Source organism: Nocardia sp. NPDC046763 (assembly GCF_040645495.1).
Classification (GTDB): domain Bacteria; phylum Actinomycetota; class Actinomycetes; order Mycobacteriales; family Mycobacteriaceae; genus Nocardia.
Map to the genome: position 1 here is coordinate 189,298 of NZ_JBEYYI010000009.1, position 14,691 is coordinate 203,988.

General features: G+C 66.3%; 17 protein-coding genes. 10 read left to right on the forward strand and 7 right to left on the reverse strand.

Annotation, left to right across the window (positions count from 1 at the left end; genetic code table 11):
- Positions 1-33: 33 nt before the first annotated feature.
- The 3 genes from ABZ909_RS17200 to ABZ909_RS17210 form a co-directional block, all read right to left on the reverse strand.
- Positions 34-957: a universal stress protein gene (locus ABZ909_RS17200; protein WP_357000259.1), complete on the reverse strand. Its 924-nt coding sequence runs from the start codon at positions 955-957 to the stop codon at positions 34-36.
- Between the two features lie 332 nt (positions 958-1,289).
- Positions 1,290-2,540 (reverse strand): family 1 glycosylhydrolase, encoded by a 1,251-nt coding sequence (locus ABZ909_RS17205; RefSeq protein ID WP_357000505.1) that lies wholly within the window; start codon positions 2,538-2,540, stop codon positions 1,290-1,292.
- A 222-nt stretch (positions 2,541-2,762) separates the two neighbouring features.
- On the reverse strand, positions 2,763-3,086 hold the full coding sequence (locus tag ABZ909_RS17210; RefSeq protein ID WP_357000262.1) for a DUF2568 domain-containing protein: 324 nt from the start codon (positions 3,084-3,086) through the stop codon (positions 2,763-2,765).
- 185 nt (positions 3,087-3,271) lie between these two features.
- On the opposite strand from ABZ909_RS17210, the gene ABZ909_RS17215 reads away from it, so the two are divergent.
- Positions 3,272-3,841: a hypothetical protein gene (locus ABZ909_RS17215; RefSeq protein WP_357000265.1), complete on the forward strand. Its 570-nt coding sequence runs from the start codon at positions 3,272-3,274 to the stop codon at positions 3,839-3,841.
- Between the two features lie 275 nt (positions 3,842-4,116).
- Positions 4,117-4,344, forward strand: a complete 228-nt coding sequence (locus tag ABZ909_RS17220) for a three-helix bundle dimerization domain-containing protein (protein WP_357000268.1) — start codon at positions 4,117-4,119, stop codon at positions 4,342-4,344.
- A 63-nt stretch (positions 4,345-4,407) separates the two neighbouring features.
- On the opposite strand, the gene ABZ909_RS17225 is transcribed toward ABZ909_RS17220, so the two are convergent.
- Positions 4,408-5,553 carry a class I SAM-dependent methyltransferase gene (locus ABZ909_RS17225; RefSeq protein WP_357000271.1) on the reverse strand — a complete coding sequence of 382 codons (1,146 nt, stop codon included), beginning with the start codon at positions 5,551-5,553 and terminating at the stop codon, positions 4,408-4,410.
- Positions 5,554-5,836: 283 nt separating this feature from the next.
- On the opposite strand from ABZ909_RS17225, the gene ABZ909_RS17230 reads away from it, so the two are divergent.
- The 3 genes from ABZ909_RS17230 (at position 5,837) to ABZ909_RS17240 (ending at position 8,665) form a co-directional block, all read left to right on the forward strand.
- On the forward strand, positions 5,837-6,691 hold the full coding sequence (locus tag ABZ909_RS17230) for a hypothetical protein (RefSeq protein WP_357000274.1): 855 nt from the start codon (positions 5,837-5,839) through the stop codon (positions 6,689-6,691).
- A 100-nt stretch (positions 6,692-6,791) separates the two neighbouring features.
- Entirely contained in the window at positions 6,792-7,382 is a 591-nt protein-coding gene (locus ABZ909_RS17235) for a TetR family transcriptional regulator (protein ID WP_357000277.1), read from the forward strand.
- A gap of 83 nt (positions 7,383-7,465) precedes the next feature.
- Complete coding sequence (locus ABZ909_RS17240) at positions 7,466-8,665, forward strand: cytochrome P450 (protein ID WP_357000280.1); 1,200 nt, start codon at positions 7,466-7,468, stop codon at positions 8,663-8,665.
- Positions 8,666-8,711: 46 nt separating this feature from the next.
- On the opposite strand, the gene bioB is transcribed toward ABZ909_RS17240, so the two are convergent.
- Both bioB and ABZ909_RS17250 read right to left on the reverse strand, forming a co-directional pair.
- Complete coding sequence (bioB, locus tag ABZ909_RS17245; RefSeq protein ID WP_357000283.1) at positions 8,712-9,776, reverse strand: biotin synthase BioB; 1,065 nt, start codon at positions 9,774-9,776, stop codon at positions 8,712-8,714.
- A gap of 208 nt (positions 9,777-9,984) precedes the next feature.
- Entirely contained in the window at positions 9,985-10,215 is a 231-nt protein-coding gene (locus ABZ909_RS17250; RefSeq protein WP_357000286.1) for a hypothetical protein, read from the reverse strand.
- 584 nt (positions 10,216-10,799) lie between these two features.
- Between ABZ909_RS17250 and ABZ909_RS17255 the strand changes: the two genes are divergently transcribed.
- The 3 genes from ABZ909_RS17255 to ABZ909_RS17265 all read left to right on the forward strand — a co-directional run bounded on the left by ABZ909_RS17255 (position 10,800) and on the right by ABZ909_RS17265 (position 13,346).
- A complete protein-coding gene (locus tag ABZ909_RS17255; RefSeq protein WP_357000289.1) occupies positions 10,800-11,675 on the forward strand; it encodes a 3-hydroxyacyl-CoA dehydrogenase NAD-binding domain-containing protein in 876 nt (291 codons plus the stop codon).
- 15 nt (positions 11,676-11,690) lie between these two features.
- Positions 11,691-12,590: a hypothetical protein gene (locus ABZ909_RS17260; RefSeq protein WP_357000291.1), complete on the forward strand. Its 900-nt coding sequence runs from the start codon at positions 11,691-11,693 to the stop codon at positions 12,588-12,590.
- Positions 12,591-12,971: 381 nt separating this feature from the next.
- Positions 12,972-13,346, forward strand: coding sequence for a VOC family protein (locus ABZ909_RS17265; RefSeq protein WP_354844602.1), 375 nt, complete (start codon positions 12,972-12,974; stop codon positions 13,344-13,346).
- A 24-nt stretch (positions 13,347-13,370) separates the two neighbouring features.
- Here the strand turns inward: ABZ909_RS17265 and ABZ909_RS17270 are convergent, their stop codons facing one another.
- The gene (locus tag ABZ909_RS17270; protein ID WP_357000294.1) at positions 13,371-13,820 is read right to left on the reverse strand and encodes a MarR family transcriptional regulator; all 450 of its coding nucleotides are present in this window, start codon (positions 13,818-13,820) and stop codon (positions 13,371-13,373) included.
- Positions 13,821-13,951: 131 nt separating this feature from the next.
- Between ABZ909_RS17270 and ABZ909_RS17275 the strand changes: the two genes are divergently transcribed.
- Together ABZ909_RS17275 and ABZ909_RS17280 are read left to right on the forward strand one after the other, a co-directional pair.
- Positions 13,952-14,320 (forward strand): multidrug efflux SMR transporter, encoded by a 369-nt coding sequence (locus tag ABZ909_RS17275; RefSeq protein WP_357000297.1) that lies wholly within the window; start codon positions 13,952-13,954, stop codon positions 14,318-14,320.
- A gap of 47 nt (positions 14,321-14,367) precedes the next feature.
- Positions 14,368-14,688 carry a multidrug efflux SMR transporter gene (locus ABZ909_RS17280; protein WP_357000299.1) on the forward strand — a complete coding sequence of 107 codons (321 nt, stop codon included), beginning with the start codon at positions 14,368-14,370 and terminating at the stop codon, positions 14,686-14,688.
- The last annotated feature ends 3 nt before the right edge of the window (positions 14,689-14,691 follow it).

The window sequence follows — 14,691 nt, forward strand, 5'->3', positions numbered from 1 at the left end:
AACACCACCACACCGTCTAGCCCACCTGCCGGTTCACGACTCCGGGTGAACCACCATGACCGGGCAGTTCGCGCGCTGGACGAGCGCATTGCTGGTCGAGCCGAGCAGCATGCCGACGAACCCGCCCCGGCCGCGGCTGCCGACAACCACCAGTTGGGCCCGCTCGGACCAGGTCAGCAGGTGCTCGACCGGATCGGCGAGGTGGATGTCACGGGTGACCTGGACGTCGGGGTACTTCTCCTGCCACCCCGCCAGCCGTTCCACCAGCAATGCCCGCTCCGCCTCGGTCGCTTGCGCGGCCTCGATGGAGGTATCGATGAATCCCGAGTACCGAGCCAGGTACAGGTCGCTCCACGCGTGCACAGCCACGAGCCGCGCGTTGCGCACGGACGCCTCGTAGAACGCGGCGCCGACCGCCGCGTCGCTGACCGGGCTGCCGTCGACGCCGACCACGACCGGCGCCGTGCGGCGGTCCACCCATCCGGCGTCGTCGTCGCGCACCACGACCGCCGATCCGGCCGCCTGGCTCGCCACCGAGACCAGGATGGAACCGATCCGGTTCAGGCCCCGGCGTTCGGCCGGACCGCCGAGCACCGTCATATGGGCGGTGGCCGAGAGGTCGATCAACATCCTCGCCGGATGCTGCGGGGAGACCTCGGTGCGCACTGCCACGGCGGGCGCGGCCTTTTCGGCGACCTCTCGGGCCTGTGCCACCAGGTCGGCGCCGAAAGCCTGAATCGATTGCTCGACTTCGGAATTCACACTCGAAAATGTGCCCATCACCCCCACGATCACATTCACGTTCGTGCCGTGCGCGATCAACAGTTCGCGCCTGCGCGCCGCCGCGGTCTCCGCGGCCCAGCGCACGGCCGACAGCGCGGCCGGTGAATCATCGGCACCGACCACGATCGGTGCGGTGGATATCGAGTGCGGATCGCGCGACTTCGGGGAACTCATGACTTGCCCACCTCCTGGGATGCCGTGAACCGAGCAGAACCAGTGGGTCTCGCAAATTCCGAACATAGCACCGCCCATCACCCCAACCCGGAATCGTCAGGGCGATCGCGGCAAATGTCAGGGCGGGGCCGTTCGACCGCGAATCGCGCTGCCGGGCGTATACACGTCAGCTCGTCGGCGGATGTCCGTGGCTGGTACGAATCGATGAGTGGCACGTCTCCATGCCCGGGCACGGTGGCCGACCCGCAGTGAGTGCGGCACAGGGCCGAAACCCAACAGTCGGTGACTGCTGGCGCTCCCGGCGCTCCACAAGTGTCAGTCGAGGGCGTGGGTCAGCGGCCCGGGACGGTGACCGGATCGAGGCAGCTGGAGGGGAGGTCCTGGATGGAGCAGAGGGCCGGGGGCCGGGTGGGGAGGTAGTTGGCGGGGACGCCGCCGGAGGTGGTGATGTCGCGGTAGGCGGGGACCGCGGCGGTGGGGCGGCGGGTGAGGGTGGGGTCTGTGGTGACGTCGACGGTGTAGAGGCCGAAACGTGGTGAGTAGCTGCCCCATTCGTAGTTGTCGGTGATGCTCCAGTAGTTGTAGCCGATGACGTTGATGCCGTCGGCCTTGGCGCGCTGGACCCAGTAGACGGTGTCGCGGAGGTCGTCCTCGCGGGTCATGCCGTCGGTGGTGGGTGAGCCGTTGTCGGAGGGCATGCCGTTCTCGACGATGTAGAGGGGGCGGCCCGGAAACTTCTGCGCGTATCGGCGCAGGACGTAGTAGATGCCGTCGGGTTCGAGGACGAGGCTCGAGGGCTGATTGGTCAGCAGGGCAGCCACATTCGGTGGATTGGTCAGGGATCCGCCGTAGTAGTAGTCGATTCCGATGTAGTCGAGTTTGTCGGCGACCCGGTCGACGAAGGACGCATCGGCCTGTGCCGTGCCGATGGCCGAGAAGGCGATATTGCTCGTCACCATCGCATCGGGCTGCCGGAGGTGGATGTAGTCGTAGATCGCGCGATGCGCGGCGACCATCCGATCGATCATGGGCGCGACATCGAGTGCGCCGAGATCGCCGATCTGCTGCTCTTTTCCGGCATAGGCGAGCGGCTCGTTGAACGTGACCCACAGCGGATCGAAGTGCGCGTAGCGGTCCACGACCGCGCGGGCGTCGGTGAGCCAGTCATCGACCATGCCCGGATTGCGCCAACCGCCGCGATCGACCTCCCAGCCCGGGAACACCCAGTGGTCCAGGGTGATCATCGGCCGGATTCCGGCCGCGCGAATCCGCGCGATCATGCTGTCATAGAAGGAGAAATCCCATTCGCCGGGATTCGGTTGCACCCGCGCCCATTCCACGCTGATCCGGTAGACACCGACCCCGAGATCGGTCGCGTGCTGGATATCCTCATCGTAGCGATGAAAGAAGTCGACCGAATTGCGGTAGTCCTCGGCCCGACCGGATCCCGTGTAACGGCTCCAATTGCTGTCCGGCGCAGAGCCTTCACTCTGAAACCCGGAACTGGACACTCCCCAGAGGAAATTGCCACCCACCGGCGGTAGCCCCGGGTCGGCGGCAACCCTGCCGGGCGTGGCGACCATGCACCAAGCGGTGAGAACGATACCTGCCAGTGTGAACAGTGCACGTTGTCCCATCGCATCGAGATTACCTCCCGGAGAACCGGTCTCGGGGCACTCTGACCGGATCGAACCCCCGGTTCCGATCCAGCATCCCCGAAGGTCACACGACCGTCGGACCGGTCACGACGAGCGCTCCACTCGATGAGCGATCAGCCAGCCGACTCGGTCATACGCGAAGACCTGCTACAACACCAAGACGACCGCGGACACGAGCGCCGCTATCGACGGCCCCGCACCCCACAGCGCGACCGCCCCGCCACCCGGCACGAGCACTTCGATCACAAGCCTGACAACGCCGGGCACAACAACCGTCACTTCCCCGTTCCGACTCGGATCCTCTGGCGCGGCAAACATCCCCCACACCGCCGCCACCACGATCGGCAGAACCAACACCAGGACAAACCGCCGCGACGCATCGAACCCGCGCCACCCCAGAATTCCGGACGACACCACCGCGGTCAGCTCGAGCAGAAATCGCACGGCGGGCATGAACGGGTTCAACGACATCCGACAATCCTCATCATTCACATCCCCGTGTCGACCGAGGACACCCGCCGGTCCTACGAGCAGCCACCGCCCGCCCGGTGGACAATTCACGCCGAATAGGTGACCGAACGCGCCAAGGGCACGCGACCAGCCGTCATCCCCACAGAATCCGTTGTGATGGATAGGATTTGGTCGTGCTTTCTCAGTTGCTCGGCACGCTGAGCGGTGTCGTCATCGGTGGTGGGATCACGTTCCTCGCGTCGTATGTCAACGAACGATCCAAATGGAACCGTACGCAGGCCGCGCGGTGGGATGAGCGCAGGCTGCAGGTCTACTCGGAGTATCTGATCGTCACCAGGAAGATGCACTCCGTGGCCGGCCAATTGGTCAGATTACGGAGAGGCGACACGGATCCCGAGGCTCCGCCGCTGGAAGAGAACATCACTCGGCTCGCCGAGCTGGAGCGTGACCGCATTCAGCGATGGCAGGAAGTGCAGCTGCTGGGAAGCCCGACCGCCGTTGCGATCGGCGACGAACTCAACAGGTACACATGGACTTTCGAATGGTTCGCGCAGGGCAAGCTGACCGATCCGGACGATTGGCTACTGATCAACCGGGACGCCTATCACCTGCGTAAGGAGTTCGCGACCGCCGCCCGTGACGACCTCGGTGTGGCGGCACCGAGCCTTCCGGTCCCCGCATGGCTCAACGAATGGACTCCGCGCGAGCACTTGGCCGAGGTTCGCGAACGAGACCGACCGCTTTCCCCCCGATAGCTCTGGCTGTGCCGATACCGGCTTCGAATGACGTTGTTGCAAATGAAATTTCATTTGCCTTGCTCATCCGCAAGCAGTAAGGACCTGGTGTGCCTAGTGCCCGACGAAATGTGCCAGAAAGCGGTTCCGGGGCGAAAAGCCCGTTCTTTGCCGCAACACTCGAGGGGCACGGTCCGGGGTGAATGCACCCCGGACCGTTGTCCACTTTGCCGGTCATCCGCTGGTGCGGGACGGGTGGCGGCGCTGAACGCTGGTGATGGAGGCGAACTCACGGTATGACGGAATCCGATGAAGAACAGCAGATGAGCGATCTTGCCGCGCGGCTGTCCAATCGATTTCCTGATTTGACGGCTCGGGTCGTCGGAGAGGTGGTTCGGGGTATTCATCGGGATTTCGAGGGGCACCGGGTTCGGGAGTTCATTCCGCTGCTGGTGGAGCGGATTGCCGAGCGGCAGTTGAGCCGTCGGGTGTTTTACAGCTCGGCCGTGCGGGTCGACGGGTAGCAGGTTTGTTCAGCCGTGGTGCCGGCTCCGGTAGGGGGGAGCCGGCACCACCGCTCGGACCGGTCAGTCGTTTGGCACCAGTCGCCACAATGAGGTGACCTCACCCCGCCGGGCCTCGTACAGAGGATCGCTGCTGTCCGACGCTCGCGGATGCCGCGGATGTGTGTCGTACCGGGCTGCCACGCGCAGCCCGGAGGCGGCGATGCGGGCACGCAGCTCGTCCCGGCTTCGCAATTCGAGGCGTTCGGCGAGGTCGGAGAGGATCAGCCAGCCCTCACCGTGCGGGGCCAGGTGGTGGCGCAACCCGTCCAGGAAGCGGTGCAGCACAGTCGATCCGGGGTCGTAGATGCCGAGCTCCAGCGCTGAGGTCGGGTGCGCGGGCAGCCAGGGCGGATTGCAGACGACCAGGTCCGCGCGACCCTCGGGCCACAGATCGGCCTCCCCGACCCGAACCAGGCCGGTGAGGCCGAGGCGGTTCAGGTTCGCCTCGGCACAGGCCACCGCGCGAGGATTGATATCGGTGGCCGTCACCCGCGCACCGCGCCGGGCCAGGACCGCGGCCAGCACGCCAGTCCCGGTGCCGAGATCGAATACGCAGGGCCGCTGCGCATTCGCCGGAAACGGCACGCCGGCGAGGAGATCGACATATTCGCCGCGAACCGGGGAGAACACACCGTAGTCAGGATGGATGCGCGCCCCCAGTGCGGGAATCTCGACGCCTTTCCGATGCCACTGATAGGCGCTGAGCACCCCGAGCAGCTCGGTCAGCGACACGCACATTCGCTGGATATCTGGGCGATTCGGGCGCACCGCCGCGTAAGCGTGTTCGCACGCGGACCGAACATCGGGCGCGCGCCGTAGCCCGAGAAAGTAACCGGGTTCGAGCACGATCAGCAGCCTGCCCAGCATCTCGGCGCGCTCGGCCTGCGCGGCACGCTGCTGATGGAACACCGCTGCCGGACCGCTTTCGCGCCCAACCGGTCGCGCGGCTCGCCGCAGACGACGGTCGAGGGCTCGCAGCAACTGGCGAGCATTGTGAAAATCCCCGCGCCACACCAGGCCCGTGCCCGCCCGCGCGAGCCGGTGGGCGGTCTGCGCGGTCATGCGGTCGTCGGCGACGACGATGCGGGCGGGGGCCGGAGCCCCGTTCTCGGAATGCCAGTGGGCGGTGTAGACCGATCGATTCTCGGTCCAGCTGAGGGTGGACATGACGAACTCCTGCGGAAACGAAGGTGCCTGGGGCCGGCGACGCTTCGAGGCAGGAGTCCGGAGAGCGACTTTCCGTCAGTACGAGGGCGATTCGGACCGTTCCCGCAACGAAGCGCAGGAGCGGTTGTCGCCCAGCACCATTCCCATGCCCACGGTCACTCCCTCCGTCAGATGTCCGTCCCAATATTCGCACACGCTCGGATGGACGTGTCTCAGCGCCTTCTCAGCGACTCCCGGGCAGACTCCCCCGTGTCCGGTAACCGACCGCTCGAAAGGGATCCGCATGCCCGCGGCGCAATCGCACACGAACTACAAGCTCCCCCAGGTGACCGCCCTGTTCTGGGTGCTGAAGATCGCGGCGACCACGCTCGGCGAAACCGGTGGCGACCTGCTCGCCCAGACCCTGCACCTCGGCTACGCGGCGGCCTCGATGCTGTTCCTCGGCATCTTCGCCGTCAGCCTGGCCGCCCAGTTGCGGGCCCGCCGCTTCCATCCCGCCCTGTACTGGACCGTGATCGCCGCGACCAGCACGGCCGGCACCACCATCTCCGATTTCCTCAATCGCGGACCCGGTTCGGGCACCTCCACCGACGGCGGCCTGGGCTACGGCGCGGGCGCGGCCGTCCTGATCACTGGCCTGGCCGTCGTCTTCGCAATCTGGAAGCTCAGCGGCCAGACCTATGACGTCACCGGAATCACCAGCACGCGTGGCGAATTGCTGTACTGGGCGGCCATTCTGCTGTCCAACACGCTGGGTACCTCCCTGGGCGACTACCTCTCCGACAGCTCCGGCCTCGGCTACGGCGGGGGCGCGCTGCTCATCGCCGCCGTCATGGCCGCCCTGCTCGCCGCCCACTACCTGACCCGGATCTCCGGCGTGCTGCTGTTCTGGCTCGCCTTCATCCTCACCCGCCCGCTGGGCGCGACCGTGGGCGACCTGCTGTCCAAATCGCATGAGAAGGGCGGGCTCGGCTTCGGCACCTGGGGCACCACGGCCGTCCTGCTGGTCGTGCTGATCGCGGGAATCACCTATAGCTACAACGGAATCCGCACCCTCACCGGGCCCCAGCAGGATCGAGTGGACGTAGCCGCCGTCGACTCGAAGCGCATCGCCGGTGGTCTCCGACGCGAAGGGTGAGAGGCGCTAGCCCGGCACTTCCGTCGCTGCCGAGTCTATGGTCGCGGCAGGAGCCGACGGCCTACGAGCCGCGTGTCGGCGAAGCGACATCGGAGGACGAATGGGTACCGGGAGCAAAACGAGCGGACGGCACAAGGATGCCGATGCCACCCGTTCGGCCCTGCTGGCCTCGGCGCGGGAGGTGTTCGCCGAGAAGGGCTTCGAGGGCACGACCGTGCGGGAGATCGCGGCGCGGGCCGGAGCGAATCAGGCGCTGCTGTTCCGGTACTTCGGGAACAAGGACGAGCTGTTCCGAGCGGTCGTAGCGGATCGTGGACATCGGGTGCTGTCGGAAGGTCCCGCGGACGAGCTGCTCGGCCGGCTGCTGGCCGGAATGCTGAATACTGCGGCGGATCAACAACTGTGGCTACAGGCCGCACTGCGGTCCAGCGGGCATGCCAGCGGCGTGTCGGTGATCCGGCGAGAGCTGGACGAAAGATACGTGCGGGCGCTGACCGAACTCGGCGACGGCCCGGACGCCGAGTTGCGGGCCGATCTGGTACTGGCCTGGCTACTGGGGATCGGTCTGCTGCGATCGGTCTACCACTGGGAGCCGCTGGCGAGCGCCGATCCGGCCGTTGTCGCCGATCACGTCCTGCGTTCGGCACGCGTCCTGCTGGACCGGGTGAGTACGAATTTCCCTCCGTCATAACCGAAATCGAGCGTTGACGGCCGGGTGACGCACTCCTACGATCGACCGCTGTAAGCATTTGCTTACATCAGAAGGAGTTTCGCGTGAGCACACCTACCGAAGGCCGCCACTATCCGTTCGGCGATCCGGTCCGGCTCGATCCGCATCCGACGGCGATGAAACTGCTACGCGAGGAACCGATTTCCCGCGTCCAGCTGCCCTACGGCGGCGAGGCCTGGCTCGTCACCCGCTACGCGGACGTGCGCTCGGTGCTCAGCGATCCACGGTTCAGCCGCGCCGTCACGGTCGGCCGCGAGGATGTGCCGCGGGTCCGCGAGACACCGGCCATGCCGAACATTCCAACCAGCATGGACCCGCCGGAGCTGACCCGGCTCCGCAAGCTGACCATGACCGCGTTCACCACCCGTCGCGTGCAGGAGCTGCGCCCACGCGCCGAGGAGATCGTCGAGGACATGCTGACGGCCATGGCAACGGCCGGCTCCCCCGCCGACCTGGTGGAGGCACTGGCGCTCCCGGTGCCGGTTACCGTCATCTGCGAAATGCTCGGTGTCCCACCGCAGGACCAGCATCGCTTCCGCGACTTCTCCGACGCGATCATGTCCACGACCGCCGTCACCGACGAGGAGCGGGTGGCCGCGTTCGCCGCCGTCGCCGGATACCTGACCGAGCAGATCGCCGAACGCCGCGCCCACCCCGCCGATGATCTGCTCGGCGCGCTCGTGGCGGCCCGCGACAACGATGACCGGCTCAGCGAGGACGAACTGATCACGCTCGGCCTCACCCTGCTGGTCGCCGGTCACGAGACCACGGCCAATCAGATCGCCAATTTCGTCTATGTCCTACTGGCAGAGGCCGAATGGGACCGGCTCCGGGACGATCCCGATCTCGTCCCGGCCGCCATCGAGGAGCTGCTCCGCTACATCCAGGTCGGCAATGGCGGCGCGTTCCCGCGGATCGCCGTCGAGGATGTCGAACTGTCGGGCACGCTCATTCGCGCGGGCGAGGCGGTGTTCGTGGATCTGGCGATCGCGAACCGCGACGAGACGGTCTTCCCGGATCCGGACACCATGGACCTGACGCGACATCACAACTCGCACTTGACCTTCGGACACGGCTTCCATCACTGCGTGGGCGCGCAACTGGCCCGCCTCGAACTGCACGTGACCCTGACCGCCCTGCTGCGCCGTTTCCCGAACCTGCGCCTGGCGGTGCCCGCCGACGAGGTGGAGTGGAAGACGGGCATGCTGCTGCGCGGCCCGAAAGCACTTCCGGTCGCCTGGTAGCACCCGGCCGTGGGCGGCCCATTCGGCGAGCCGCCCACGGCACACCCTACGCGTTCGCCGGAAGATCAGTCCCCGCACCGCGTTTGCGCACCGCGACCAGGTCGTGGCGCGCCGGCGGCAGGGTCTGCTCCTGCGCACCCTCGATGGTGAATCCGGCATCGGTGATCATCTGCCGGTCGTCGGCTCCGGGCTGCCCCTCGCTGGTGAGGTAGTCGCCCAGAAAGATCGAATTGGCGAGGTGCAGTGCCAGCGGTTGCAGGCCGCGCAGGTGGAGCTCGCGGCCACCGGCCAGCCGCACCTCCACATCGGGGAAGAAGAAGCGGAACAACGCGAGGATGCGCAGGCAGCGGTCGGGCGTCAGCTCCCACTGTCCCGCCAGCGGCGTTCCATCGAACGGGATCAGGAAGTTGACCGGCACCGAGTCCGGGTCCAGCGCCCGTAGCGCGAAGGCCAGCTCGACTATGTCCTCGTCCGACTCCCCCATGCCGAAAATCGCTCCGGAACAAGGCGACAGCCCGGCCGCGCTCGCACGTAGAACGGTGTCGACGCGATCGTCGAAGGTGTGCGTACTGCAGATGTCGGCGTAGCGCGCCTCGGAAGTGTTGAGGTTGTGGCTGTAGGCGTGAGCCCCGGCCGCCGCGAGCCGCTCGGCCTGCCCCTCCCCCAGCAGGCCCAGGCACACGCAGATCTCCGTCTGCGGATGGTCGGCCGTGATGGCGGCAATGGTCTGCTCGATCCTGGTCAGATCCCGTTCGCCGGGCCCGCGCCCGCTGGCGACCAGGCACACTCGCTTGGCCCCGCCCGCAATCGCCTGCCCGGCGACCCGCGCGGCCTGCTCGGGCGTGATCCAGGAGTACTTCAGCACACCGGATGCCGAGCCCAGCCGCTGCGAGCAGTACCCGCAGTCCTCCGGACACAGGCCGCTCTTCATATTCACGATCGTGTTGAGTTTGACACGCGCGCCGAAGAATTCGTGTCGCACCCGCGAGCCCGCCGCCACGACGTCGATGAGCGGTTCCGCGCCGCTCAGCAACGCCAGCGCCTCCGCCCGGGTCGGGACGGTTCGGTGTAACGCCTTGTCCACCAACAGGTTCAACAATCCATCAGTCATGCCACGGCAATCTACCTCGAGCTTGAACACCGTTCAAGTATTGGGTTGACGTGGCCTTTTGTGATACCCAACAATCCAGCTGCTCGTCATCGACTCCGGATCCACCGACAGCACCGGGGAAGGGGCTTGCGCCGCGGGTGCGGTTCGGTCCTGGTCGCCCAGCCCGGACCCGCTCGCCGGTTCGTTCTCGACGTGATACCGGACCGTCTCAGCGCCAGGCGGGCCGCAGGGTCGCCGAGTGATTCACGGCTCGGCCGCTACCGCTGGCGGCCGCCACCAGTTTCGGGTCGTGCCGGACATAGACGTTGTAGTAGCCCAGCGCGACCGCGCCGAACCAGGCAACCAGCAGGTTGCCGATGCCGGGGTCGACGATCGCGAAGGCGAAGAAAGCGACGACGACCACGGCGACGAGAACGCAATCAAGGATCTTGCCGTTCAACCTAATTCTCCTTTTCCAGCCACCTGGCGTGGCCTCATAGGAATCTGAACGTAATACCAAATTATAGGAGAAGTAAAGCGATTCATCGGGAGATAGGATGACATTCCATGCCAAACCGCTACGCCAGGTGGCAGTTCCGTAAGAACACGATCGAAAGGCGAAAGGAAATCGTCAATTCCACCAGGACGTATGTCGGCCGGCACTGGCACCCCCACCTAGCCGAACTCGCCCAACCTCTCGGCGGGGAATACGCCGCCACCCGCGACATCCTGACCACCCTCCCCTGTTGCAGCGCTTGGGAATCCCCGACTTCCGGCGGATCACCGACTGCCAGTACCGAGAAAAGCAGCTCAATCGAAGCCGAGCATCGCATTGCATGCCTCCGTGGACTGGTGCCGAAGCCATGGACCCGGCGAGCGCTCCGAGCCCGAACCATGTCCGCCCGCTGGACCACCACCGAGTCCATACCCGCCCACCGCGCCGACGGTGCAGCCGCTACCCCGGGAGAGGAGTAGGCCCCGCTACGGTGATAGCGATCGATAACGCGAATCCACAGCTCGGATCTTTCATCGAAGGAGCGGGGAATGGCCGCGATACCGAATGACTATCGCACCCGACCGGTGGCAGTGATCGGCGCGGGAACCCTGGGTCGGCGCATTGCGCTGATGTTCGCCACGCAGGGCGGCACCGTCCACATCACCGATCCGAACGGGACGCAGGGGACGCAGGCGGTCGGGTACGCGACGGGTGAATTGCCCACGGTGGCAGCCCACATCGATGGCGGCACGCCCGGGATCGTGAGTTATGTGCCGGACCTGGCCGATGCGGTGGCGGAGGCGTGGCTGGTGGTGGAGGCGGTGCCGGAGCGGCTCGACCTCAAGAAGTCGATCTTCGGTCAGCTCGACGGACTGTGCGCGGCCGATGCGGTCGTCTCGTCGAATTCGTCGTCGTATGCGAGCAGGCTGTTCACCGAGGGACTTTCGACACGCGACCGTATGCTCAACACCCATTTCTACATGCCGCCCGCGTCGACGACGCTCGATGTGATGTCCGATGGCGATACCGCGCCGGAGATCATCGACTTCGTCATGTCGACCTTCCCCGAATACGGTCTGCGCCCTTTCCTGTGTCATAAGGAGAGCACCGGCTTCATCTTCAATCGGATCTGGGCGGCGCTGAAACGTGAATCGCTCGAGGTCGTCTACGAGGGCGTCTCGACCCCGCAGGACGTCGATGCCATGTTCAAGCTGAATTTCGGCAGCGAGGCGGGACCGTTCCGGATGATGGACAGCGTCGGCCTCGATGTGGTGCTCGATATCGAAGAGCATTACGCCCAGGAGAATCCGCATCTGCCCGAGGGCCCGCGCATGCTGCTGAAGCGCTATATCGCCGACGGCAAGCTGGGCGTGAAATCCGGTGCCGGCTTCTACGACGACTACCCCGACCCGAATCGGCACTGACCGCAGGAGGCCGCGATGAAACATCTGCTCGCGCTCGACCTCAAAGCCCGTGCCATGCACGCGATCTCGCTCGACGGGGGTGACGTGCGCACCCTGATCACCGGGTTGGACGCCTACCCCGACGGCGTCGCGGTCGATCAGGCTCGCGGGCACGTGTACTGGACCAGCATGGGCACACCCGACATACGGCCCACGCCCGGTACGGAACCCGTGTTCTTCCACCGGACCGGCATGCTCGAACGCGCCGACCTCGACGGCGGCAATCGCACGGTGATCGTCCCGCCCGGCGCATTCACCACCGGCAAGCAGCTCACCGCCGATTTCGCCACCGGCCACCTGTACTGGTGCGACCGCGAGGGCATGCAGGTCCTCACCTGCGATCTCGCCGGGGGCGAGCTGCACCCACTGGTGGTCACCGGCGAAGGCTCCGAAGACGCCGTGCAGTCCCGGAATTGGCCGGTCGGCATCTGCGTGGACCTCGACCGCCGCCACCTCTACTGGACCCAGAAGGGCGCACCGAAGGCCGGTGAAGGCCGCATCTTCCGCGCACCGCTCGATCTCCCCACCGGCACCTCACCCGCGGCCCGCACCGATATCGAGGTGCTCTGGCACGATCTCCCCGAACCGATCGACCTGGAACTGTCCGGCGACGGGAACCTGCTGTGGACCGATCGCGGCGCGGAACCTGCGGGCAATACCCTCAACCGCGCCTCCGTCGACCCGGTCCCCGGTCCGGTCACCATCCTGTCGAGCGGTTACCGCGAGGCCATCGGCGTGGTCGCCGTCGACGAATCTCGTTTCTACGTCAGCGATCTCGGCGGCTCGATCCGCCTGGTCGACCTCGACGACGGCCTCGACACCGTCCTCGCCCGACCCGGTGGCGCACTCACCGGGCTGGCCCTGGCGGACCTCTGAACGAGGGATCCCAGCACCGCGTCGAGAACGCCGGGGAATCGTTCGTCGATGTCGGCCCGGCGCAGAGTCATGTAGCGGGCCTTGCCGTCGACGCGGGTGACGGTGAGGCCGGCCTCGCGCAGGGTGCGCCAATGGTTCGACAGGGTCGATCTCGGGATCACGAGATGGTCGGGGCTGCAGGATATTTCGCCGTGGACGGCCATCAGGCGGACCAGTTCCATCCGGGCCGGGTCCCCCAGGGCGTGCAGCACCGTCACCAGGTTCAGGTCCGCGGTATTCGGCTGGGTCAGCGGCGGCATCGGGTTCCTCGTTCGGTTGACATGACCGGGGCACCAGCTTACGTTCGTTTCGTTGATTCGGAAATATCGAAATGAGATTGCAGTGACGGTCCTCAGCACCCTGGCCCGCGTCTACGTCGACGATCTGGACGCCGCATTGCCCACGTTCACCGCGCTCACCGGTGAGCAGCCCCGACTCCGCTTCGCCTACCGCGAGCTGGAACTGGCCGGCATCGGTGCCTACCTGCTCATCGCCGGAACCCCGGAAGCCCTTGCCCCCTACCGGGAAACGCACGCCACCGCGATCGTGGACGACCTGGACGAGGTGCTCACGATCGTCACCACCCTCGGCGGCGACATCCTCGACGGCCCGAACGACGTTCCCACCGGCCGCAATCTGACGGTGCGGCACCCCGGCGGCGCACGTATCGAATACGTCGAATTCGATACGGCCAAGGTCGAATCCGTCGCGAGCTGACGGCGGCGGGCCCCACCGCGGCGATCAGGCGCCGGCGCGGGCGGTGGCCAGGATGGCGGCGATGGCGGGGTCGGCGGCGGCGATCTCGTCGAGGGCCGCGCCGAGGGTCTGCTCGTAGGTGGCGCGGGCTTCGCGGTAGCGGGTGCGTCCCGGGTCGGCGAGAACGGTGTAGACGCCGCGCTTGTCGTCGGGGCACAGATCGCGGTAGGTGAAGTCGGCGGCGTTGAGGCGGCCGACCAGGCGGGTGACGGAACTCTGGTTCAGGCCGAGCTTGTCGGCCAGTTCCTGCATGCGCAGTTCACTGTCGGGGGCCTGATCCAGAAAGCTCAGTGCACGGTATTCCGAGAGACCCAGTCCGTGGCGGCGCTGCAAGGCGGTCGCGAGCCGGTTCTCGACCTGGCCGTGCAGGATCAGCATGCGATTCCAAAGCCGCGCGTCCGCACTGATTTTCGCGGCTTCGGCCTGCGATGACATCGATCAACTCCTCGCACTGACAGTTGGCCGGCCGGTACCGGGTTGACACCAGCTTACTTGTACATGCATGCTCTTCTCGCTGAAGATACTTGCATATACATGCAACAACAGAATCAAGGAGTGCGATTCCCATGGCCTGGGTCTATCTGCTCGTCGCGTCGGTGTTCGAGATCGTCTTCGCGCTGGCGACCAATGCCACGCACGGATTCACCGTGCTGGGCCCGTCGCTGCTGACCGCCGCCGCGGCCGGGGGCGGCATCTTCTTTCTCAGCCTGGCGCTGAAAACCCTCGATGTGGGGGTCGGCTACACGGTGTGGACCGGAATCGGTTCGGTCGGCACCGTCATCTTCGGTTCCGTGGTATTCGGCGAGGCGTTCACCCCGGCGAAGGTGGTCGCGTTCGTGCTGATCATCGGCGGCGTGCTCGGCTTGAAGATCGCCGACAAGCTCACCGCGAAGTCCGGCGAGCAATCCGCGGACCACGTCGGCACGGCCGCCTGACCGCCCGTCTCACGTTCCAGCTCACCAGTTTTCGAGGAGTTCCCGTCATGCCGTGGGTCTATCTGCTCATCGCCGCCGTCTTCGAGGTCGCCTTCGCACTCGGCACCAATGCCACCAAGGGCTTCACCCGCCTGTGGCCGTCGGTCTTCGCCCTGGCCGCCGCCGCGGGCGGCATCTACACACTCAGCCTGGCGTTGCGCACGCTGGATGTCGGTGTCGGCTACACCATCTGGACCGGTATCGGCTCCATCGGCACCGTCGTGCTCGGTGCGCTCATCTACCAGGAGAAGATCACTGCTCCCAAGGTCGCAGCCTTCGCCTCGATCATCGCGGGCGCTGTGGTCCTTCGCCTGGCGGGCGGGGCCTGATCC